20 protein-coding genes are annotated in these 22,532 nt (G+C 73.0%); 15 read left to right on the plus strand and 5 right to left on the minus strand.

The window, feature by feature from the left end:
* The first annotated feature begins 156 nt into the window (after positions 1-156).
* From CLT71_RS01510 to CLT71_RS01520, 3 genes are all read left to right on the plus strand, one after another.
* Positions 157-3,078 (plus strand): AfsR/SARP family transcriptional regulator, encoded by a 2,922-nt coding sequence (locus CLT71_RS01510; protein ID WP_486482977.1) that lies wholly within the window; start codon positions 157-159, stop codon positions 3,076-3,078.
* Between the two features lie 99 nt (positions 3,079-3,177).
* Positions 3,178-3,636 carry a peptide-methionine (R)-S-oxide reductase MsrB gene (msrB, locus tag CLT71_RS01515; protein WP_101365504.1) on the plus strand — a complete coding sequence of 153 codons (459 nt, stop codon included), beginning with the start codon at positions 3,178-3,180 and terminating at the stop codon, positions 3,634-3,636.
* A gap of 105 nt (positions 3,637-3,741) precedes the next feature.
* Positions 3,742-4,713 (plus strand): hypothetical protein, encoded by a 972-nt coding sequence (locus CLT71_RS01520; RefSeq protein ID WP_143743326.1) that lies wholly within the window; start codon positions 3,742-3,744, stop codon positions 4,711-4,713.
* 37 nt (positions 4,714-4,750) lie between these two features.
* Here the strand turns inward: CLT71_RS01520 and CLT71_RS01525 are convergent, their stop codons facing one another.
* The 3 genes from CLT71_RS01525 to CLT71_RS01535 all read right to left on the minus strand — a co-directional run bounded on the left by CLT71_RS01525 (position 4,751) and on the right by CLT71_RS01535 (position 7,726).
* On the minus strand, positions 4,751-5,878 hold the full coding sequence (locus CLT71_RS01525; RefSeq protein WP_486482978.1) for an esterase-like activity of phytase family protein: 1,128 nt from the start codon (positions 5,876-5,878) through the stop codon (positions 4,751-4,753).
* A 77-nt stretch (positions 5,879-5,955) separates the two neighbouring features.
* A complete protein-coding gene (locus tag CLT71_RS01530) occupies positions 5,956-7,107 on the minus strand; it encodes an alpha/beta fold hydrolase (RefSeq protein WP_101365506.1) in 1,152 nt (383 codons plus the stop codon).
* A gap of 28 nt (positions 7,108-7,135) precedes the next feature.
* Positions 7,136-7,726, minus strand: coding sequence for a TetR/AcrR family transcriptional regulator (locus CLT71_RS01535; RefSeq protein ID WP_101365507.1), 591 nt, complete (start codon positions 7,724-7,726; stop codon positions 7,136-7,138).
* Positions 7,727-7,938: 212 nt separating this feature from the next.
* Here CLT71_RS01535 and CLT71_RS01540 point away from each other — a divergent pair, with 212 nt between their 5' ends.
* From CLT71_RS01540 to CLT71_RS01560, 5 genes are all read left to right on the plus strand, one after another.
* On the plus strand, positions 7,939-8,985 hold the full coding sequence (locus CLT71_RS01540; RefSeq protein WP_101371043.1) for an iron ABC transporter permease: 1,047 nt from the start codon (positions 7,939-7,941) through the stop codon (positions 8,983-8,985).
* Complete coding sequence (locus CLT71_RS01545; RefSeq protein ID WP_486482979.1) at positions 8,982-10,040, plus strand: FecCD family ABC transporter permease; 1,059 nt, start codon at positions 8,982-8,984, stop codon at positions 10,038-10,040. The genes CLT71_RS01540 and CLT71_RS01545 overlap by 4 nt, the downstream gene beginning before the upstream one ends.
* Complete coding sequence (locus CLT71_RS01550) at positions 10,041-10,856, plus strand: ABC transporter ATP-binding protein (protein WP_101365508.1); 816 nt, start codon at positions 10,041-10,043, stop codon at positions 10,854-10,856.
* Positions 10,838-11,788: an iron-siderophore ABC transporter substrate-binding protein gene (locus CLT71_RS01555; protein ID WP_101365509.1), complete on the plus strand. Its 951-nt coding sequence runs from the start codon at positions 10,838-10,840 to the stop codon at positions 11,786-11,788. Before CLT71_RS01550 ends, CLT71_RS01555 begins: the two co-directional genes overlap by 19 nt.
* A gap of 65 nt (positions 11,789-11,853) precedes the next feature.
* Positions 11,854-12,627 carry a histone deacetylase gene (locus CLT71_RS01560; protein ID WP_199187472.1) on the plus strand — a complete coding sequence of 258 codons (774 nt, stop codon included), beginning with the start codon at positions 11,854-11,856 and terminating at the stop codon, positions 12,625-12,627.
* Here CLT71_RS01560 and CLT71_RS01565 read toward each other — a convergent pair.
* Positions 12,599-13,381: a helix-turn-helix domain-containing protein gene (locus CLT71_RS01565; RefSeq protein WP_143743327.1), complete on the minus strand. Its 783-nt coding sequence runs from the start codon at positions 13,379-13,381 to the stop codon at positions 12,599-12,601. The genes CLT71_RS01560 and CLT71_RS01565 overlap by 29 nt on opposite strands.
* Before the next feature lie 3 nt (positions 13,382-13,384).
* Here CLT71_RS01565 and CLT71_RS01570 point away from each other — a divergent pair, with 3 nt between their 5' ends.
* The 5 genes from CLT71_RS01570 (at position 13,385) to CLT71_RS01585 (ending at position 18,733) form a co-directional block, all read left to right on the plus strand.
* Positions 13,385-13,705 (plus strand): proline racemase family protein, encoded by a 321-nt coding sequence (locus CLT71_RS01570; RefSeq protein ID WP_101371045.1) that lies wholly within the window; start codon positions 13,385-13,387, stop codon positions 13,703-13,705.
* 270 nt (positions 13,706-13,975) lie between these two features.
* A complete protein-coding gene (locus CLT71_RS01575; RefSeq protein ID WP_101365511.1) occupies positions 13,976-16,006 on the plus strand; it encodes a M6 family metalloprotease domain-containing protein in 2,031 nt (676 codons plus the stop codon).
* Between the two features lie 83 nt (positions 16,007-16,089).
* Positions 16,090-16,530: a hypothetical protein gene (locus tag CLT71_RS36305; RefSeq protein ID WP_143743328.1), complete on the plus strand. Its 441-nt coding sequence runs from the start codon at positions 16,090-16,092 to the stop codon at positions 16,528-16,530.
* On the plus strand, positions 16,527-17,189 hold the full coding sequence (locus CLT71_RS36310; RefSeq protein WP_143743329.1) for a TlpA disulfide reductase family protein: 663 nt from the start codon (positions 16,527-16,529) through the stop codon (positions 17,187-17,189). Before CLT71_RS36305 ends, CLT71_RS36310 begins: the two co-directional genes overlap by 4 nt.
* Before the next feature lie 26 nt (positions 17,190-17,215).
* Positions 17,216-18,733, plus strand: a complete 1,518-nt coding sequence (locus CLT71_RS01585; protein ID WP_486482980.1) for an aldehyde dehydrogenase (NADP(+)) — start codon at positions 17,216-17,218, stop codon at positions 18,731-18,733.
* Here the strand turns inward: CLT71_RS01585 and CLT71_RS01590 are convergent.
* Complete coding sequence (locus CLT71_RS01590; RefSeq protein WP_101365513.1) at positions 18,711-19,979, minus strand: glycosyltransferase family 4 protein; 1,269 nt, start codon at positions 19,977-19,979, stop codon at positions 18,711-18,713. The genes CLT71_RS01585 and CLT71_RS01590 overlap by 23 nt on opposite strands.
* A 140-nt stretch (positions 19,980-20,119) precedes the next feature.
* On the opposite strand from CLT71_RS01590, the gene CLT71_RS36315 reads away from it, so the two are divergent.
* Together CLT71_RS36315 and CLT71_RS01600 are read left to right on the plus strand one after the other, a co-directional pair.
* Complete coding sequence (locus CLT71_RS36315; protein WP_158242146.1) at positions 20,120-21,217, plus strand: glycosyltransferase; 1,098 nt, start codon at positions 20,120-20,122, stop codon at positions 21,215-21,217.
* Complete coding sequence (locus tag CLT71_RS01600; RefSeq protein ID WP_158242147.1) at positions 21,193-22,494, plus strand: lipopolysaccharide biosynthesis protein; 1,302 nt, start codon at positions 21,193-21,195, stop codon at positions 22,492-22,494. Before CLT71_RS36315 ends, CLT71_RS01600 begins: the two co-directional genes overlap by 25 nt.
* Positions 22,495-22,532: the final 38 nt, after the last annotated feature.

Genomic DNA, 22,532 nt, shown 5'->3' on the forward strand with positions numbered 1-22,532 from the left:
GGACCCGGTACCCCGGGCGACATTTTCGAGCATGCCCGGAAACGGCCGTTGGTCCGATAGGCACATCAACCGACGCTGATCTAAGTTCGACGGCAGTGGCCGCCGCACCGGATCGTCCGTGCGCGGCGGCTGATGGACGGACGGCGGGGGGCGCTCGTGCGGATTCAGCTGCTCGGTCCGGTGCGGGCCTGGCGCGACGGCGAACCGCTCGACCTGGGGCCCGCAGCTCGACGTGTGGTGCTCGGCCTGCTGGCGCTGGCCGGCGGGAAACCGCTGCAACGGGCCGAGCTCATGAGCGGACTCTGGTACGACCGGGAACCGCCGACCAGCGCGGCGAACGTCATCCAGACCCACGTCAAGCACCTGCGCCGGCTGCTCGAACCGGAGCGGCGACCCCGGGACCAGGGCACCGTGTTGCGACTCGTCGGCGACGGCTACGCGCTGCACCTGCCCGACAGCGGGCTGGACGTCACCCGGTTCCGCCAGCGGATCGGGGCGGCCACCGCAGCGCAGCGGCGTGGGCAGCTCGACACGGCGGCGGAACTGCTCGGCGAGGCACTGGCGCTGTGGCACGGTGCGCCGCTTGCCGACGTACCCACCCTGGCGAGCCATCCGAAGGTGGTCGCACTCGCCGGGGAGCGGCAGGCGGCACTCGGCAGGTACGGCGAGGTGATGATCGCCGCCGGTCGGGCCGCCGAAGGGCTGCCGATCCTCGCGGAGGCGGCGGTCGCCGCGCCACTGGACGAGGCGGCGCACGCGCGGCTGATCCGGGCGTACCACGCGGCCGGGCGCCGGGGGCAGGCGTTCGCCGCGTACCACGAGGTGCGCCAGCGGCTCGCCGACGACCTCGGCGTGGCCCCCGGGCCGGCGCTGGCGGCGGCGCACGCCGAGCTGCTGCACGACGAGGGGCCGGCCGTCCGGCCGGCCCGGCCGGAGACGGTGACCCTGACGGCGGCCCGCAGCGCACCCAGGCCGGCGCAGCTTCCGGCGGACCTGACCGAGTTCACCGGCCGGACGGCCGAGCTGGCCCGGCTCGACGGACTGCTGGACCGGTCGACCCGACCGCCCGGACCGGTCGCGACGGTGATCGCCGTGGTCTCCGGCACGGCCGGGGTCGGCAAGACGAGCCTGGCGGTGCACTGGGCACACCAGGTGGCGCACCGATTCCCGGACGGCCAGCTCTACGTCAACCTGCGCGGTTTCGACCCCGCCGGTCCGGCGGTCGGTCCGGCCGAGGCGGTACGGCAGCTCCTCGACGCGCTGGGCGTGCCCGCCGAGCGGATTCCGACCGAACTGGACGCCCAGGCCGCGCTCTACCGCAGCCAGATGTTCCACCGGCGGATGCTCGTGCTGCTGGACAACGCCCGGGACGCCGCCCAGGTCCGGCCGCTGCTGCCCGGAGGTTCCGGCTGCCTGGCCGTGGTCACCAGCCGGGCCCGGCTGGCGGACCTGGTAGCCATCGAGGGCGCCGGGCCGGTCCCGGTCGACCCGCTGCCGGCCCGGGAGGCCCGGGAACTGCTGCTGCGGCGGATCGGCGGGACCCGGACCGCCGACGAACCGCAGGCGGTGACCGAGATCCTGGCCAGGTGTGCCGGGTTGCCGCTGGCGCTGGCGATCGTCGCCGCCCGGGTCGCCACCAGCCCGAACCTCGCCCTCGGCGAGCTGGCCGGCCAGTTGCGCCGGGGTGCCGGCCGGCTGGACGCGCTGAGCACCGGCGACCCGACCACCGACCTGCGGGCCGTCTTCTCCTGGTCGTACCGTTCGCTGAGCCCCGCTGCCGCGCGACTGTTCCGGCTGCTCGGCCTGCATCCCGGGCCGGATATCTCGGCCGCCGCCTCGGCGAGTCTGGCCGGCCGGCCGCCGGCCGAGACCCGCGAGACGCTTGCCGAACTGACCCGGTCCAACCTGGTCGGACAGCGGTCCAACGGCCGGTACGCCGCACACGACCTGGTGCGCGCGTACGCGGCAGAGGTGGCCGAGCAGGTCGACTCGGAGCGGCGACGCCGGGCTGCCGTCGACCGGCTGCTCGACCACTACCTGCACAGCGGGGACGCCGCCGACGCCCTGCTGCGGACCGAACCGGCTCCGATCCCGCTCCGCCGGATCCGCCTCGGGGTCACACCCGAGCGTCCGGTGGACCACCAGCGGGCACTGGAGTGGCTCACCGCCGAGCGCCCGGTGCTGCTTGCCCTCCTCGAGTACGCCGCCGGCACCGGACGGGACACCCAGACGTGGCAGCTCGGCTGGATCCTCGCCACCTACCTGGACCGCAGCAGCCACTGGTACGACCTGGTCGCCACCCAGCGTGCCGCGGTGACCGCCGCACGTCGGCTGGTCGACCCGGTGGCGGAGGCCGTCGCGCACCGGTTCCTCGCCCGGGCCTACACCCGGTTGGGTCGCCTCGACGACGCGGACGCCCAGCTCCGCCACGCCCTGGAGCTGTACGGTCGGGCCGGTGACCGGGTCGGGCAGGGCCACACGCACCTGAACCTGGGGCTGATGTGGGAACGCCGAGGGCGGCTCCCGGAGGCGCTCGACCACTCCCGACGAGGGCTCGCACTGTTCGAGGCGGCCGGCAACCGGCACGGGGAGGCGCGGGCGCGCAACGCCGTCGGCTGGTACCTCACCCTGCTGGAGGACCACTCCTCGGCACTGGCCTACTGCGAGCAGGCCCTCGTCCAGCTCCAGGACTTCGACGACCGGAACGGCCAGGCGAACACCTGGGGGAGCCTGGGCCGGGCACACCACCACCTGGGCCACCGGGCCGAGTCGCTGCACTGCTACGACCAGGCGCTGCGGCTCTACCGGGCACTCGGTGACCGCCACCTGGAGGGCATCACCCTGTCGCATCTCGGCGACACCCACCACGCCTTCGGTGACCTGCGCGCCGCAGCCGACGTCTGGCGGCAGGCGCTGGAGGTGCTCGTCGAGGTCGACCACATCGAGGCGGGGGAGGTGCGGCGCAAGCTCGCCGGGCTCGACCACCCGGGCGAGGTGGCCGGCACCGGGATCGGCACCGACGGGCGGCCCGGTGGTGAGCAGGCCCGGCCGGTGTTTCCGGTGCCGACGGCCGGGTAGCACACTCCGGCTCCGCCGCCCGCGCGACCAGCGCCTTTCCGTGGTGGTGCAGTGCCCGGCGTACCCGTCCGGGCAGGATCCGGGCAAGGAGGATCTGTGGTGTCGAAGGAGTACCGCAAGGACCCGGAGGCCGTTTCCCGGCTGTCCGAGCAGCAGTACCACGTCACCCAGGAGAGCGGAACGGAACCGCCGTTCCGGAACGCCTACTGGGACAGCAAGGAACCCGGCATCTACGTCGACGTCGTCTCCGGCGAGCCGCTGTTCGCCTCCGTCGACAAGTACGACAGCGGTACCGGCTGGCCGAGTTTCACCGCGCCGATCGAGCCGGCGAACGTGGTGCACATCGACGACGCGAGCCTCGGGATGGTTCGTACCGAGGTGCGGTCGGCGCACGGGGACAGCCATCTCGGGCACCTCTTCGACGACGGCCCACGGGACCGGGGCGGGCTGCGGTACTGCATGAACTCCGCCTCGTTGCGCTTCGTGCCGCTGGCCGACCTCGAACGCGAGGGCTACGGCGAGTACCGCCGGCTCTTCGACGGCGCCGACCGGGGCTGACCCGGCGGGACGGTGCACCGGCGGATCGGCGAACCAGCGGGTCGGTGCACCGGCGGGTCGTCACGGCCAGCGGGGTGCGGACCCGACCTGATAGTGTCCGCCGCCGTGACACTGCCCAGCGACATGAACCTGGCCTGGTCCGACCCGGTGTTACAGCACGCGGTCGACGCCCTCGCCTCCGGTGACCCGGCCCCCGCACACCGGGCCCTGGCCGAGGGTGCCGGCGGCCCGGACCGCCGCGAACTCTACGTCGACGTGCTCGGCGACGCCGGGATCACGCAGCTGCGCACCCTGCGGGCCGAAGCGGAACAGGCCGCCGACGATCCGCACTGGTGGCTGCTGGCCGGGTCCGCCACCCGGGCCGCCGCGTGGGCCGCTCGCGGCGCGGCCCAGCTGCGGTACACGTCGGAGCAGCAGGTACGCGGGTTGCTGGAGTTGTCCCGCGAGTCCCGCGACATGTTGCGACTGGCGGCGAAACTGGCGCCGGAGGATCCGGTGCCGTGGATCGTCATGCAGAGCATCGCCAAGGCGGCCCCGATCCACCCGGACGAGCCGCACGCGGTCTGGAACCGGCTGCTCGCGCTCGCCCCGGACTCGTTCCTCGGCAACCACCAGCGGCTGAGCGTGCTGTGTCGCAAGTGGTACGGCAGCACCGACCAGATGCTCGGGTTCACCCGTGAGCGCTGTACCACCCTGCCGGACGGGCACCCGCTCTGGTCGCTCGCGCCCCAGGCGTACATCGAGGTCTGGGTCGACGGCTGGATGGTCGGCAACGTGGCGACCCGGATGTACCGGGTGATGACGAGCGGCCCGTTGAAGAAGCGCGCCGCGCGGACCGAGGTCGACGCGGCCTCCGACAGGTTCCTCGCCGGTGCCGCCGCCTACGCCGACCATCCGTGGCTGATGGTGGCGCACCAGATGTTCGGCGCCTACTACAGCAGGGCCGGAGTACGCGACCGGGCTCGGACCCACCTGGAGCGGGGCGGCGACCGGGCCTCGTCCTGGCCCTGGGGCTACTTCCCGGGCGAGCAGCAGGGGGCGTTGACGAAGGCGCGCCGGTCGGTGGGGCTCCGGTAGCCCTCGCGCCGCCCGCCACGACGTACTCGGGTGCCGGTCATCGACCTCGGCCGGACGGCCGGCGGCGGGCCCGCCAGATTGCGAGCGCGCCGACCGCCACCAGGAGCAGCAGGGTCAGCACTACCGCGCCGACGAACCGGCCGGTCACGTCCTGACCCGACTGCGCCGCCCGGTCCCGGTCGAGTCGCGTCTCGTCGCCGGCCGCCCCGGCGGTGACACTCGGCGACGGGGAGGGCTTCGGCTCCCGATCCGGCAGTGGATAGCGCAGCAGCACCGGATCGGCCGCGGACTCGCCCTCCGCCTTCTCCGAGAGGGTCAGCAGTGCCGTCCCGTCCGGGGCGTACGTGACCGTCTCGCCCTGCGGTTCGTCGGGCAGCGGGATGACCCGGGGTGTTCCCTCGGTGACGGCGCGGACCACGTCGCCACCTGTGACGTCGAACTCCAGTGCGTCGGCGTAGGTGCGCAGTACCACCCGACTGCCGTCCGGGGCGACCGCGCCGCCGGTGACGAGCTGCCGTCCGAAGATCGAGAACGGGTTGCTGGTGGTGCTCCTGGGCAGGGTGAACTGGCCGACCCTGCGCAGCGGAGTGGTCTGCCCGGCCCGCAGGTCCCGGGCCGGGGCGTAGAGCCCCGGGGTGCCGGAGTCCTTGGTGACGATGATCGGGGTACCGTCGCCGGAGAGCAGCAGCGCCTCCGCGTCGTGGGCGCCGTCCGGATAGCTGAGCCGGTGCAGTACCGGTGACCGGGCGCCGGGGGCCAGTTTCCAGAGCGCCACGGTCTCGCGTACCCGGTCGTTGTCGCCGATGTCGCCGATCCAGATCGTGCCGTCCGGCGCCCGGACGAGGTCCTCGGTGTCCCTGGGCCGGGACGGGTACCGGACGGTGCGGGTGACCGCACAGTCCCGGTCGAGGAAGAAGATCCGCCGTCGGTTCTCCACATCGGAGCCGTCGTTGACCACCACGTAACCGTCATCGGTGGCGGCCAGCCCGGAGACCTCGGTCAGCCGCTCGTCGTCGACGGTGCAGACCGCGGAGCCGGGTGCGGCGGCGTGACCGCCGGCCGCCACCTGCCGGGACGGCTGCCCGGCGGTGGCCGCCCCGCCCGCCGCGCCGGCCACCGGAAGCGCCAGTACCGCCGCAGTCAGGATGATCACCAGGCGCCGCACCCGGCAAGTGTGGCACGGGGTTTCACGTTTCGGGTCGGTACCCGGCGGTGGTCAATCCATCGCGGGACCGCCGCGGATCACACCACCTCCTGCGGTACCGGAAGGGTTTCGTGGGTTCCGCGTCCGTTGCCGATCCCAGGCTCGTTCCCGGCCCGGCGCTCGGCCCGGGGCCCACTTCCGTTTCCGGTCCCACTTCCGTTCTCGGTCCTACCTTCGTTTTCGGTTCCACCTTCGTTCTCGGTCCGGCGCCCGGCCTCACCGGTCCGGCCGGTCGGCGGTGGCGTGGTCCGGCTCCCCGGCTCGGTCTCGGCGACGAAGTCGACCACCCGGCGTACGACCTCGGGGTTGCCCAGGATGCGTGCGTGCCCGAGCCCGGTGGTGCGATGCAACCGGCCCGGCCAGGCGGTGGCCATGGTGGCCGCGTCGGCCGGGTCCACCTCGCGGTCGTTGCGGTCGTGCACGATCAGCAACGGTGGCAGCACACCGGCCCCGCGGGCTCGGGTGCCAACGTCGTAGTCGGTGACGGGCCGGCCGACCAGTGCCTCCATTCCGGCGACGAGTGCGTCACCGGTCCTGGGGCCGATGCCGAGCGCCCGCCGGAACACCTGGATGTAGGGGAGGGGATCGGCCATCGGCGCGATCATCACCAGCCGGCCCACCGGCAGCCCGTCGAGAACGGCGAGCCCTGTCGCAGTGGCACCGAGCGAGTGGGCGATCACGGCGTGCGCCGGCCCGTGGGCCCGGACGACCGCCACCAGCGCGTCGGCCAACTCGGGGAGCGTGCTCCGGTGCGGGCCGAGCGCGCCCGGTCCGGACCGGCCGTGGCTTGGCGCGTCCCAGGCGACCACCCGGTATCCGGCCGCCACCAGCGCGGGTACGAAGCCGTGCAGCTGACCGGCCGAGCCGCCCCAGCCGTGCGCCAGGTAGACGTACGGGCCGCTGCCCCAGGCCCGGCCGGTGACCGTACCGCCGTTGACCTCGACGGTGAACGGTGCGCCGTCGTACGGGCCGGTGAAGGTGGCGGCTCCGCCTGGCCCGGCCGGCAGGGTGGGGGCGGTGCCGCGCAGCCGGGGCGGGGTGCACCAGAGCCGCAGCGCGAGCCGGCCGCCGGCTGCCGGGGCCAGGTGTTCGAGGACGCCGAAGAGGACCCGCGAACCGCCGACTATGGCGGCGCGGCTAAAGGAACGAACGATCGTGCTTTTTTTGCGGCGGACGTGTGGGCTGGTCATGACGGCTCCTCGGGGTTGTGTGGTGCGTTCAGCCGGACTTCGGTCGGGCGGCGTCCAGCAGGGCCTCGAAGGCCTGCCGGGCCCAGGTCTCGGTGCGCGGGTCACCCAGCAGGCGTCGTGCGTGGAAGGCGCCGAGCATGACGCTGTGCAGGTCGTGGGCGAACCGTTCCGGATCGGCGGCCTCGTCGAACTGACCCTCGGCGATCCCGGTACGGAAGATCTGCGCGATGACGTCGGCGAGATCCTTGTGGTCGGCGACCAGTTGGTCCCGGACCGGGCCCGGCTGGTCGTCGAACTCGGTGGTGGCGGAGACGAACAGGCAGCCGGCCGCGAGGTTGACGGCGGCCAGCCAGTTCTCGAAGAGGGCGCGGAGCCGGGCCTCACCCCGGGGGGCGCGCAGCGCGGGGCGGACCACCTCGGCGGTGAAGACGTCCCGGGCGTAGCCGAGGACCTGCAGGTGCAGCGCCTCCTTGGAGCGGAAGTGTGCGAACAGACCGCTCTTGGACATGTCGAGCCGGGCGGCGAGCGAGCCGATCGTCAGGCCGCCGAGGCCGAGCCGGCTGGCGACCTCGGTCGCCTCCGCCAGCACCGCCTGTCGGGTGGCCGCACCCTTGCTCACAGGGCATTGATAGCACGATCGTTCGCATCCTGCCAAGGGCGGGGTCGGGTGGCGGCGGTCGGGTGGCGGCCAGCACGGTGGTGCCGACGCGTCCGCCGGTTCGCACCCGGCGCACGGACCTCCCAAGGTGAGATCTGCCATCCCGGTTAGCTGCGGCAGGACGGGGATCGTAAGGTTAGCCGAACCTAATTCGAGGGGTGCGGAGAACCATCGTGACGACGGTAGCGGCCGAGGTCAGCACGACCGGAACCCGGCCGAGCCGCCGGGTCGGCCGGCGCGTCGCGGTCACCGGCACAGTGGCCGTGCTGCTGGCCCTGACGGTACTGGCCAGCCTCGCGCTCGGCAGCAAGCCGCTCGCACCCGCCCAGGTCTGGCACGCGCTTGTCGCACCGGACGGCGGCGAGGCGAGCACCATCGTCCGGGAACTGCGCGTCCCGCGTACCCTGCTCGGCCTCGTGGTGGGTCCCGCCCTCGCGCTGGCCGGGGTGCTGCTCCAGGCACTCACCCGCAATCCGTTGGCCGAGCCCCGGATCCTCGGGGTCAGCGCCGGTGCGTCCCTCGGCGTGGTGCTCGCGATCGCGGTGTTCGGGGTCGGCAGCCTGGCCGGGTACGTCTGGTTCGGTGTCGTCGGCGCCCTCCTCGCCGGCCTGCTCGTCTTCGCCATCGCCAACCAGGCCCGCGAGGGTGCCAGCCCGGTGACCCTGGCCCTGGTCGGTGTCGCCCTGGACGCCAGCCTCGGTGCGATGGTGATCGCCCTGCTCACCGTCGACGCCCACACCTTCGAGGAGTACCGCTTCTGGGTCGTCGGAGGGCTTACCGGCCGGGACGCGGCCGTCGCCGGCCAGGTCGCGCCGTTCGTGCTCGCCGGCGTCCTGCTGGCCCTCTACGCCGCCCGTGGCCTCGACGCGCTCGCGCTCGGCGACGACGTCGCCCGCGGGCTCGGTCACCGGATCGGGCTGATCCGGCTCACCGGGGGAGCGGGTGCGGTACTCCTGATCGGGGCGGCGGTCGCCGCGGCCGGGCCGATCGCCTTCGTCGGGCTCGCCGTGCCGCACCTGGCCCGCGCCCTGGTCGGCGCCGACCATCGCTGGACCCTCGCGGTGGCGGCGCTGCTCGGACCGGTACTGCTGCTCGCCGCCGACATCATCGGTCGGCTCGTCGCGCCACCCGGTGAGGTGCCGGCCGGCATCGTCACCGCGCTGCTGGGCGCGCCGCTGCTGGTCCTGCTGATCCGCCGGGCACGGGTGGTGACGGCGTGACCGGGCGGAGCGAGGCGATGACGGCGGTGCCGCTGGGGCGTACCCTGCTCCGGCTCGGTCCCACCCGGCTGGTCGTGCGGCACCGGCCGTTGCTCGTCGGCGGGGTACTGGTCGTGCTGCTCGCCGCCGCCGTGGTGCTGGCGCTCTCCCTCGGCACCCCGTACGTCGCCCCGCAGGACGTGCTCGCCTCGCTGCTCGGCGCCGGTACCCGCTACGACCTCGTCGTCCTCGAACTGCGGCTGCCCCGGGTGGTCCTGGCGGTGGCGGTCGGGGCGGTCTTCGGCATCGCCGGCACGCTGATCCAGACAGTCGCCCGCAACCCGCTGGCCAGTCCCGACGTCATCGGCGTCAGCCAGGGGGCGGGACTCGCCGCCACCGTGGCGCTGACCACCGGGGCGAGTGCCGCGCTGATCGCCCCCGCCGCGCTCGCCGGTGGGCTCCTGGCGGCGGTCGTGGTGCTGCTGCTCGGCCTGCGGCACGGTCTCGCCGCGCAGCGGTTCGTGCTGGCCGGCGTCGCCGTCGCGGTGGCGCTGCGGGCGCTGACCGAGGTGGTGATGCTCTCGGCGGACCCGATCGACGGGATCCGGGCGCAGATCTGGCTGGTCGGCACGCTTGCCGGCAAGGGCTGGCAGGAGGCGGCGTACCTCGGGGTGACCCTGCTGGTGCTGCTGCCGGTGCTGGCCTGGGCCGGCTGGGCGCTCAACGGCAGCGCACTCGACGACGACACCGCCCGGGGGATCGGGCTGCGCCCGGTCGCCCGCCGGATCGGCCTGGCCACCACCGGGGTACTGGCCGCCGCGATGGTCACCGCCCAGGTCGGCGCGGTGGACTTCGTGGCGCTGGCCGCACCGCAGATGGCCCGGCGGCTGGTCCGGGCCGAACGGCCGCCGCTGTTCTGCGCCGCCCTGGTCGGGGCCCTGCTGGTGGTCCTCGCCGACCTCGCCGGCCGGCGGCTCTTCGCCCCTACCCAGCTTCCGGCCGGGGTACTCACCGCCGCCCTCGGCGGGCCGTACCTGATCTACCTGCTGCTCCGTGGTCGACGGAAGGTCTCCTAGATGCTCTCCACCCGTGATCTGACGGTCGGCTACGAGGACCGCACAGTCATCGACGGTCTCGACCTGGACCTGCCCTCCGACGCCTTCACCGTGATCGTCGGACCGAACGCCTGCGGCAAGTCGACCCTGCTGCGGACCATGGCCCGGCTGCTCACCCCGCGTCGGGGCACCGTGCTGCTCGACGGGGCGGCGATCCGGGACCTGCCGACCCGGGCGGTCGCCCGCCGGCTGGGCGTACTGCCGCAGAGCCCGCTGGTGCCGGAGGGGGTGACAGTGGTCGACCTGGTCGGCCGGGGGCGTCAGCCGTACCAGCGGTGGTGGCGGCAGTGGTCGCCCGAGGACGAGGAGGCGGTCCGCGAGGCGATGGTGCTGGCCGACGTCGAGGCGCTGGCGCAGCGGCCCGTCGACACCCTCTCCGGCGGGCAGCGGCAGCGGGTCTGGATCGCCATGACGCTGGCCCAGGACACCGAGGCGCTGCTGCTCGACGAGCCGACCACCTTCCTCGACCTGGCCCACCAGGTGGAGGTGCTGGACCTGCTGCACCGGTTGCGTACCGAGCGCGGCCGGACAGTCGTCGCCGTCCTGCACGACCTCAACCAGGCCGCCCGGTACGCCGACCATCTGATCGCGATGCGGGACGGCGCGGTGGTCGCCGCCGGACCGCCCCGACGGATTCTCACCGCGGACCTGGTCCGCGACGTCTTCGGGCTCGACTGTGTCGTCGTGCCCTGCCCGGTGACCGCGGCGCCACTTGTCGTCCCGGCCCTGGGCACACTGTCCCTGGAGAAAGGTTCCACATGCGCCGCACAGTCCTGACCCTGCTCACCGTCGCCGCTCTCGGCGCCGGCCTGGCCGGCTGCACCAGCAGCGATCCCGTGGTCGGCGAGGAGGCCGGGGCCGAAACCCGGACGATCACCCACGCGATGGGCAGTACAGAGGTGCCGGCGCAGCCGAAGCGGGTCGTCGTACTCGACTCCGACAAGATCGACAGCGCCCTCTCCCTCGGTGTGGTGCCCGTCGGTGCCGCCCAGGCCGGCGAGGTGGCCGGCTGGCCGTCGTACTTCGGTGCGGAGAAGGTCGCCGGAATCAAGCAGGTCGGGTTGCTCACCGAGCCGGACCTGGAGGCGATCACCGCGCTCCAGCCGGACCTGATCCTCGGCAGCAAGTTCCGGCAGGAGAAGTTCTACGACGAGCTCTCCGCGATCGCCCCCACCGTCTTCACCGAGCGGGTCGGGATCACCTGGAAGGAGAACTTCCTCCTCGACGGCAAGGCGCTCGGCAAGGAGCAGGAGGCCAAGGACCTGCTGGCCGGGTACGAGAAGCGGGCCAGGGACCTCGGTGCCAGGCTCGGCGACGCCGCCGCCCGGAAGATCTCGATCGTCCGCTTCCGGCCCACCGAGATCCGGGTGTACGGCCCGGAGTCCTTCTCCGGCCTCGTCCTCGGTGACGTCGGCCTGGGCCGGCCGGAGCGGCAACTGCTGGCGAACAAGGAGGACAAGCGGTTCGACAAGGTGAGCCCGGAACGGATCTCCGAGGTCGACGGGGACATCATCTTCGTCACCGCGTTCGGCGAGAAGGCCGCCGCCGAGCAGGCGAGGGTGACAGGTGGCAGCCTCTGGAAGAACCTCCCGGCGGTCAAGGCCGGCAAGGCGTACGTGGTTGCCGACGAGACCTGGATGACCGGGATCGGTGTCACCGCTGCCGGCAAGATCCTCGACGACCTGGAGAAGTACGTCCCCGCCGCCTGACCTGCGTACGGCGTAACGGGACTCCGCCGGCCGGTCGGTCGGGGTTGGAGGGTGGATGATGGCTCATGGCCGGACGCGAACCGTTGCCGATCGTCCGCCGTCCCGACGACCGGGCGGCCCGCCTCGACCCGGTCTGGTACGCCGCATACGGGTCGAACCTGGACGCCGACCGGTTCGGCTGCTACCTCGGTGGTGGCCGACCGGTGGGCGGTCAGCGTGACCATCCGGGGTGTCGGGACGGCAGTCCGCCCCGGGACGACCGACCGGTGCTGCTTCCCGGCGGCCTCTACTTCGCCCTCGAATCACGGACCTGGTCCGGCGGGATGGCCTTCTACGACCCGGGACTGCCCGGTGTGGTGGCCGCTCGGGCGTACCTGCTCACCGCCGACCAGTTCGCGGACGTCGCTGCGCAGGAGATGCACCGGCTGCCCAGCGGTCCGCTGGACCTGATCGCCGCCGCGGTCGCCGCCGGTCGGGCCAGTACCGGTCCGGGCCGGTACGAGACGGTGGTCTGCGCCGGCATCCTCGACGGGCACCCGGTGCTCACCCTCACCGCACCCTGGCGGGCCGGGGACGTGCCGCCGAACCCGCCCGCCCCGGCGTACCTGGCCACCATCGCCCGTGGCCTGCGGGCCAGCCACGGCTGGACCGACGCACAGATCGCCGACTACCTGGCCGGCGCCAACCCGTGTGGCGTCAAGCTTTCCGGCGTCAAGCCGCCCAGCGTCAAGCTTTCCGGCACCGAACCGTCCGGCGGCCCGGCTGCCCGGGGAGGCGGCCAGGACGTCAACCGGGGCGACAGCCGTAGGTTCAGTTCGCCGGTCGGTAGTGACCGGTGAGCCGGCCGAGTTTCAGCGCCAGGTGCAGGCAGAGCCGCTCGTTGCCGTCCTTGAGGTCGGTCTCGGCGAGCTGCTCCACCCGGTGCAGCCGGTAGTAGAGCGTGGTCCGGTGCAGCCGGAGCTGCTCGGCCGTGGCGTGCGCGTTCCCGGCCAGGTCGAGGTAGGCCTCCAGCGTCTCCAGCAGCACCTGGTTGGACTCGTCGCGCAGCAGGCGTTCCAGCCCTGGATGCACGCCCGCGACGTCGAGGTGCTGGCCGTTCATCCGGGACAGCATCCGGTAGATGCCGAGGTTCGACCAGGAGACGATCGGGCCCAGCGCGGGAAGCTGACCACCCACCCGGGCCGACTGGAGCGCCTCCTCGTAGGCGTGCACCACGTCGGCCAGCCGGGGACGGGGTTCACCGATCCCGACCACCACCCGGGACACCGAGGGCAGGCTCCGGGTCGCCTTGTGCAGCGCCTCGCTCAGGTGCCTGGCTGTCGCCTCGGCGGACGGGCGGCCGGCACCCTGACCAGCGCAGGTCAGCAGTACGCCCTGGTCGTGCCGGACCAGGTGCAGCGCCTCGCGTACGCCGAGCCAGCGGCGGGTGGCCACAAGCACCTGTTCCAGGGCGATCCGGGCCACCTCGTCGAGCACCTGCCCCCGGGCCGGCACCAGCTGCGCCACCACAGCGTTGGCCGGGCCGTCGGCCGCGACCACGCCCTCGGCGAGCAGTGAGCGGACCGCCTCGGCCCGGATCTCCGGACTGTCCACAAGGTGGTGCAGGACGGCACCGACGGCGCCGACGCCCGCAACGCGGTGGTGATCCATCCCGGCTGGGTGGACAGGTCACCGTGCGGCACCGGCACCTCGGCCCGGATGGCCCAGCGACACGCGCGCGGCCTGCTCGGTCTGGAGACGCCGTTCGTCAACGAGTCGGTGATCGGGACCCGGTTCACCGGCCGGCTGGTCGGCACCACCACAGTCGGCGAGTTGCCGGCGGTGGTACCGACGGTGACCGGCCGGGCCTGGATCACCGGTACCGCGCAGTACCTGCTCGACCCGGAGGACCCGTTCCCCGAGGGCTTCCGGATCTGACTGCGGCTTCCGGATCTGACTGCGGCTTCCGGGATCTGACCGGGGCTTCCGGGATCTGACCGGCCGTCCCGCACCTGTCCCGGCCCGGATTCGGCAGGTGTCGCAACATGTCGGAGCACCCGCCGACATCTGTAGGGTGACGCCACGAACCGTGGCGCATAGATTCGCGTCAGCATGATCATGAGCTCACGCCGGAGGTGTTAGGAAGGGCCCCCGCATCTACAAAATGCGATATGAAGGGGCCCTTCCTTACGAACGAGAGGTGACTGGATGCAGCTACTGTCCAGCTGGCGGTCGGCACTGGCCGCGACGCTCGTGGCGACGCTTGTCGCCGGGGTCGCCACGACGCCGGCCTCGGCCGCGCCGGGCAACCCGGCCGGCGGTACCGGCCCGTTCGACGTACTCGACCCGCAGGCCTGGGAGAACCCGGACGGCATGACCTGGGACGACTACGTCACGCCGCCGAACACCAACTGGGCCGACCCGACCGTGGCGGGCTCGGTCCGCAACTTCAAGATCGCTCTGGTCACCCTCGACTATCCGGACCAGCCGTTCGTGGTCACCCAGCGGGCCCGGTCGACGGTCTTCGGCAACCCACAGTCGACGGCGGCGAACATCCCGCGTGACCAGGTGGCGACCTTCTACACCGACTTCCTCAACAGGCCGACCGAGCTGAACAGGGGCCACACCCTGCACGAGTACTGGATGCAGGACTCCAACGGCCGGTACGGGGTGGACCTGACCGGCTTCGGCCCGTACGAGATGCCGGCGAAGTCCTACCAGTACGGCATCGACAACGGCTTCAACCCGGGCGCCTGCCCCAGCGGCGAGCAGTGTGCCAAGAACATCCGCACCGACGGGCTGGGCGCCTGGCGGGCGGCGGTCGGCGACGAGGTGGCCGACTCGTTCGAGTTGGTCTTCATCCTCTCCGCCGGGCAGGACGAGTCGTCCACCTGGCAGGAATTCGGCCAGATGATGTTCCAGACCAAGGAGGACGTGCCGGACGCCTGGGGACCGCCGGATCCGAACCTGCCGAACTACGCGCGTACCCGGTATGTCGAGTGGACCTCCTGGAAGGCGGCCTCGACCATCTGGCCGAACGCCGGTGGCGGCTCCTCGACCCAGGCCGAGAGCTCCGGCATGGGCGTGTACGCGCACGAACTGAGCCACCTGCTGAGCATCGGCGACAACTACAACAACCCGTACGGCACGCCGTTGCGGCGGGCGTACACCGGCATCTGGAGCATGATGTCGCGCGGCTCGTTCAACGGGCCCGGCGGTCCGCACACCAGGTGGCAGATCCCACCTGTGAACGGCGGCTCGATGGGTTCGCTGCACACCGTGCGGGACAAGATGAAGATCGGTCTGCTCGGTGAGGAGCACCTGCTGCGGCTGAGCCGCGAGGCGCTGGCCACCTCCGGCATGGTGGTGGCGACGGTGACCGCCCGGGCGGTGGACGCCGGTCCGAAGGGGCTCACCGGGATCAACATCGCACTGAACCGGGACCGGTCGCCGGCCTGCGACACCAGCACCGACCCGCTCTGCGACGGCGGCAACTTCAACAACTACACCGTCGAGGTCGTGGACCGGATGGGTGCGGACTCGTTCACCCCGGACAGCGGCGTGCTGGTGTCGAAGACGAAGAACGCCGACAGCGCTCCCTTCGTCTGGGTGATCGACGCCAACCCGCAGGACATCGACATGATCGACTTCTACCAGCCGGACGGCACCCCCCAGAAGATCACCATGGGGGACTACCGGCAGCTCTCCGACGCGCTGTTCCACGCCGGCACCCGGTCGGGCAGCGAGTACGAGTACGTCGACGAGGCCAACCGGCTGCACTTCTACGTACTCGACCTGAAGCGCGACGCCGACGGCGTGCTGTCGTACACGGTGGCGGTGCGGTCGCTGGACGGGGCCGGACCGAGCAGTCACGGCGTGGCGCTGTCCAACGGGGAGGTGACCACCGCGACCCGGCCCACAAACCGGGGCGTCACCTGCTCGTTCACCCTCACCAACACCGGCGCCTACGCGGCCGGTGGTCAGGCCCACCCGGAGAACGCGACGGCCTACCTCAAGTCGGACGTCTACCGGCTCTCCGCCTCGGTGGGCGGCAAGGGCTGGCGGGTGGAGTTGCCGAACGCCCTGGCCACCGCCGGGTTCGGCAGGTCCAGCACGGTTCGGGTCTCGGTCGGGGCGACTCCGTCGGCCACCCAGACCGGCGTGGTCAGGCTCACCGCCACCTCGGAGAGCGACCCGACGAAGACCGTGACCAAGCAGTGCCGCGTCCAGAAGTCCTGACCCGCTGGGCACGACGCCCGGGAGGTGGCGCACCCCCCGCCACCTCCCGGGCACCCCGCCAGGGAACCATCCGAGGAGGGACGATGCGGCGGGTCCGTCACCGTCACCTGCTGGCGGTACTGCCGCTGCTGCTGCTCGCACCGCTGGCCGGCTGCGGCGACGAGGAGGAGCCACGTGCCGCGATGACCGTCCGGGTACTGGTCCGGGACATCAACATCCGGCCCGAGGGTGTCGAGTGTGCCGGCACCGGGCCGTACACCCACTTCCACAACAGGGCGGTGTACCGGGTGGTGGACGGTGCCGGGAAGACGCTGGCCGAGGGCGAACTGCCGCCCGGCACCTCGGTCCGGACCTTCCCCGAGGACCTCGAGGTGCAGCGTGTACCGACGTTCTGCGAGTTCGCCGTCCCGGTCTCGGTGGCCGACCGGGACGCGTACCGGCTGATCGTCGACGACCGCCGGCCGATCCCGCTGACCAGGGACGACAGCGAAGGGCCGGCGCTGGTCGCGGTGGTGCCGTCGTGACCGCCCGGACACCTGCCGAGCCCGAGGTGGCCGTGCCGCACAGAGCTGCTCCGCCGCACCGAGCTGCTCCGCCGCGCCGGGGACGCCTGGCCGCGCTGGCCGGGATCGCCGTGACGGTCGCGGCGCTCGCCGCCGGCTGCACCGGTGACAAACCCGAACCGGCCCCGCCGGTGGCCGGCGGCGCCGCCGTGCTGCCCGATCCGGTGCCGGGCGACCTGGCGCTGCGACCGACGCCGACCGGGCTGCCGGGCGCGCCGAAGGTCACGGGTACGCTTACCGACGGGAGTCCGCTCGAGGTGGCGGAGCTGTGGGCCGACCGTCCGGTGGTGCTGACCTTCTTCAGCTCCTGGTGCAACACCTGCGCCGAACGGCAGGACGCCCTCGGCGAGCTGGCCCGCGACCTTCGTGACAGGGTGGTCTTCGTCGGGGTGGCCGGCGAGGACGAACCGGACGCCCTCCAGGAGTACCTCCGCCGGCACCGGGTGGAATATCCGGTACTGGTCGACGGTGACCAGCGCATCGCGCGGGCGTACGCGGTCCGCGAACCACCGGCGGTGGTGGTCGTCGCCAGAGGCGGCACGCTGCTGCGGGGCTGGCCCGGTGGAGTGGACGCCGCCGCCCTCGACAGCATGTTGCGGAAACTGGTTCTCGCCCCGTGAACCACACTGGACCGACGGAGACTGGCATGGACACCGACCAGCCGATGAACCCCTACACCGGCGCGCCGACCGGTGACCCGGTGCCGCACACCGGTACCGACGGACTGGACGCGGTCTGCCGGCTGGCGGCAGCCGCCGCACCGGCGTACGCGGCACTGCCGTTGACCACCCGCGCGGACCTGCTGCGCCGGATCGGCACCGCACTGGAGGGTTCCCGGGACGAGATCGTCGCGCTCGGCGACGCCGAGACCGGCCTCGGCACGGCCCGGCTGCACACCGAGCTGACCCGGACCCGGGTGCAGTTGGAGATGTTCGCCGACGCCGTGGCGGAAGGGTCGTTCCTGGAGGCGGTGATCGACCTGCCCGATCCGGACGCGTTGCCGGCGCCCCGACCGGACCTGCGCCGGATGCTGGTCCCGGTCGGCCCGGTGGCCGTCTACGCGGCGTCGAACTTCCCACTCGCCTTCTCGGTGCCGGGCGGCGACACGGCAAGCGCGCTGGCCGCCGGCTGTCCGGTGGTGGTCAAGGCACATCCAGGCCACCCTGGACTCTCCGACCTCTGTGGCGCACTCGTCGCCAACGCGCTCGCCGAGGGAGGTGCCCCGGTCGGCACCTTCGCGGTGGTCCGCGGAATGGAGGCGGGTCGCGCCCTGATCACCCATCCAGCGATCACGGCCGGCGCCTTCACCGGCTCCGCCGCCGGTGGGCGGGCACTGGCCGACCTCGCCGCCGGCCGTCCCGACCCGATCCCGTTCTACGGCGAACTCGGCTCGCTGAACCCGACAGTGGTCACCCCGGCCGCGCTGGCCGCCCGGGGCAACACGATCGCGGAGGCGTTCGTCGGCTCGGTCACCCTCGGTTCGGGGCAGTTCTGCACCAAGCCGGGCCTGCTCTTCCTGCCCGCCGGCCACCAGCTGGAGGGGGTACTCGACAAGGCGGTCGGCGCGGCGTCGCTCGGCCCGCTGCTGAACTCCCGGATCCGCGACGCCTACCGGGAGGGTGCCGCCGCCCTGGCCGGGGTGCCCGGGGTACGGACGGTGGTTCCGCCCGCCCCGGTCGACGAGCCCGGATACCGGGCCGGGGCACAACTGCTCGCGGTCTCGGCAGGTGACCTCGTCCGGCACGCCGAGCGGCTGCTGGAGGAGTGCTTCGGCCCCGCCGCTCTGCTAGTCGAGTACGCCGACGAGGCGGAGTTGCTGGCCGCGCTGGCCGTCGTACCCGGTGCGCTGACCGCCACCGTGCACGGCGAGGGCGCCGACGATCTGGTGGCGGCCCGAGTGGTCGACCTCACGGCCCGGCGGGCCGGCCGGGTGATCTGGAACGGCTGGCCGACCGGAGTCGCGGTGACCTGGGCGATGCAGCACGGCGGCCCATGGCCGGCCACCACCGGCTCGCTGCACACCTCGGTCGGGGTCACCGCGGTGCGCCGTTTCCTGCGTCCCGTCGCCTACCAGGGGATGCCGGACGAGCTGCTGCCGGCAGCGCTGCGGGCGGCCAACCCGCTGGGCATTCCGCGCCGGGTCAACGGGGAACTGCTGACCTGACCCTCGGGGCCGACCTCGCCGCGACGGAGTGTTCGATGATCGCGGCGAGGCGGGTGGCCGCGGCGGCGCTGTCGAAGAGGGCCACCGCCCGGCGCCGGGCGTTCGCCCCCCGGTCCGCGAGGCGTCCGGCGAGGAACTCCTGCCCGGCGCTGTCGAGCGCCGCTTCTAGTGCGCCGGGGTCGTCGGCCGGGACCACCCAGCCGGCGTACTCGTCGACGGTCTCGGGCAGCCCGCCGGCGTCGCTGACGATGCTCGGTACCCCCATCGCGCTGGCCTCGACGACCGCACCGTGCCCCTCGGACAGGGACGGGCTGACGCTGAGGTCGGCTGCGGCGTACACCTCGCGGACCTCGGTGACCGAGTCCGTCCAGGTGACGTCGGCCCGCTCCGCCACCCGGAAGCGCCTGAGCAGCTCGGCCCGGTGTACCCGGCCGGCCTCGTTCCATCCGCCGCCGACCAGCAGCAGGTGCGAGCGCGGGTGCCGGGCGTGGAACCGGTCCCAGGCCGTGAGCAGGATGTCGTGGCCCTTGATGCCCCGGCCCCGGTGCACCAGGTGGCGCGGCGGGTAGACGAAGGCGACCATGACCACCAGCAGCACGTCCTCGGCCACCCCGAGATCCGCACGGATCTTCCTGCGCAGCTCCGCCCGTGCCGGATCGTGCGTGGGCTGGCCGCGCTCGCGCAGCAGCCGGTCGACGCTGAACCGTTCGGTGTCCACCCCGTAGGTCACCACCGGCCGCCGGCCGGGAGGACAGCCGAGTCGCCCGTAGAGCCGGGAGGTGAACTCGGTGCCGCAGACGACGAGATCGTCCATCCGCCACAGCAGTCGCTCGACCCGCCGGATGACAGGTGATTCGAGGAAGAGCGGTCCGGCGACCATGTGGACTCTGCGGGCGGCCAGTCCGACGGTGACGAGCCGGGTGGCCATCGCCGAGGCGTACAGGTGGTAGTGCACGACGTCGGGACGGAGGTCGCGCAGCAGCCGGCGCAGCCGCCACAGTGCCCGCAGTACGCCGGGCGCTGGCCGGAACCGGAAGTCGAACGGGGAGGCGAGCACCTGGAAGCCCCGTGCCTGGAGTTCGGCCGTCAGCCGGCCCTCGCCTGGCGGGACGACGATCCGCACGTCGTGGCCGCGCGTCCGGAGGGCCTCGACCTGCGGGACGGTCCACAGGCCACCGGTGTTCGTCTTCAACACCACGACGATCCGCAGCCGCGCCGACGCGGCAGGTCTGTCGGTCCGGGCCATGCTCTCCACCGGCGACCTCCTCGAGCTATCGTTGGACCATAACGGACGTTTACCCTTCTTTGCTGTTAAGATGGACAAAACTGGGGCGCGTCGCGTCCGATCTGATCGATACCGGATCGCTCGGTACCAGGAGGTCCGCAGTGACAGTGCGGGTGGCGCACGTCGTCGGTTCCCTGGATCGGGGTGGCGCCGAGACGGTCTCCCTGGACATCTGTCGCGCGGTGCCCGCCGACGAGTTCGCGCAGACCTTCGTCACGCTGGGCGGCACGGAGGGCAGTCTCGCCCACCTGTTCCGGGTCGCCGGCGCGCAGGTCAGGCAGTGTCCACTGCGGCCCGCGCGGCTCTTCCTGCCGAGACTCTGGCGCTGCCTGCGGACGCTGCGCCCGGACGTCGTCGTCGCGCACGTCAGCCTCAGCAGCGCCGTCGTGCTCGGGGTGGCCCGGGTGCTCGGCGTGCCGGTGCGGGTGGCCCGGATGTGGAGCGAGGGCGACGGCCGCGCCGACCGGCCGGGTCGGCGGCTGCGCCGGGCCGCGCTGCGGTTCCTGCTGCGCCAGGTCAGCACCGATGTGGTCGGGGTGACCGAGGCGGCGCTCGCGTTCGCCGGCCCCCGACCCGGTGACCCCCGCTACCGGGTGCTCTACAACAGTGTGGACGTCACCCGGCTGGCCGGCGGCGACCGGGCCGCCGCCCGACGCCGGTGGGGACTCGCGCCGGAGACGCCGGTCCTGCTGCACCTCGGCCGCGCGGCCGAGGCGAAGAACCGGCCGTACCTGGTCGAGGTCCTCCACGCGGCCCGCCGGATCCGACCCGACAGCACGCTGCTGCTGGCCGGCCCGGGCGGGATCGCCGACCTCGCCTCGGTGCACCCGGAGTGCCAGGACGATCCCGGGATCGTCCTGGCCGGCGAGGTCGACGAGGTGGCCGAGGTGTTGGCGGCGGCCGACGTCTTCGTGCTGCCGTCCCGACGGGAGGGACTGCCCGGCGTGGTGCTCGAGGCGCTCGCCCTCGGCCTGCCGGTGCTGGCCAGCGACCTGGCGTGCCTGCGCGAGGTCGCCGACCAGGTGGACGGTGTCACGCTGCTGCCGCTGGCCGCCGGGCCCGAGCGGTGGGCGCGGGTCGCGCTGGATCTCGCGGAGACCTCCCCGGTGCAGCGGCACCACATCCGGCGCAGCCTGCTCGGTTCACCCTTCGTGCTGCCCCGCGCGGTGGCCGAGTGGACCCGGATGTGGGCGCGCTGAGCCGGCCCCGCTCCTCCCCGCTGGTCGGGCTGACCGGTTTCGGCGCGCTGCGCGCCGCGCTAGTGGCCGGCGGTGCGGTGGTGGCGACCTGGCTGCTCGGCCCGCACGACCGGGGCCTGATGGTGCTCGGGGTGACCTTCGGCAGCTTCGCCGCCCTGCTGGTCGGGATGGGCACCGGGTCGGCGCTGCGGTCGCGGATTGCCGGCGCCGACCCCGTCGGGCGGCAACTCCTCGTCGCCTCGTTCGCCTGGTGGACGGTGCTGTCGGCCGGTGCCGCCGGGGTACTGGCCGTGCTGCTCTGCGCCCTCTCCGCCCCGCTGATCGGTCCCGAGCTGACCGGGCCGGCACTGCTGCTCGGCGTCTTCGTCAACGCCGCCGGTCAGGTCGCGCTCACGCAGTTGCCCGAGGCCTGGTACGCGGATGGCCGGTTCCACGCCGGCAGCGGTTGGGCGACGCTCGTCGCGCTGGCCGGTGCGCTGGGCGTCGTCGGCGCCGCAGCCCTGGACCGTACGGCGTGGGCACTGCTGCTCGGCCAGGGACTGCTGATGGCGGTGGCCGGCGGGTGGCAGGCCGTACACCTGCGTGCCGTCGGGCTCTTCGCGCTCGTACCGCTGCCGTGGCGCCGCCTTGTCGAGCTGCCCGGTGCCGGGGTGCGTGCCCTCGGCATGACCCTGGGGCTGGTGATCGTGATGCGGCTGGACCGCTACGTGCTCGGTGCGGTCACCGGCCCGGCCGACGTCGCCGTCTACTCGCTGGCGGTGACGATCAGTGGACTGCCCGCCCTGGTGCCGGTCGCGATGGGGCAGCTCGTGCTGCGGGAGGTGGCGGCCGGCCGTGGGCTGGACCTCGTCCGAAGTGTCGCCTGGCGGGCGGTGCGCTGGTCGGCCGCGTTCAGCGTGCCGGTGGCGGTGGCCGGCTGGGTCCTGGTCGTCCCGGTCTTCGGTCCGGAGTTCGCCCTGGTGCGGTTCCTGCTGCCCGTCCTGCTCGGCGCGGGGGTGATCCTGGCGCCGTTCGAGGTGGCGAGCCGGGGACTGCTCGGTGGCGGCTGGATGGGTACGGCCGGGCTGCTCGGTGCGGCCGGGTGCGTACTTGCGGTGTCGGCGTACACCACGCTGGTCACGGTGCTCGGGCTGGTCGGAGCGGCGCTGGCCTGCTGCGTGTTGTACGCCGCGCTCTCGCTCGGCGCCTGCACACTGCTGCGGTGGCGGCTGCTACGGCGAGCAGCCGACGAGCCGGGAAATAGTGTAAACATGCTCAAAGTCACCGTAAAGCGTTAACAGCGACGGTAATCTCAAGCCCGTCAACGCTGCCGCTC

It is taken from the genome of Plantactinospora sp. CNZ320, from assembly GCF_002846275.1.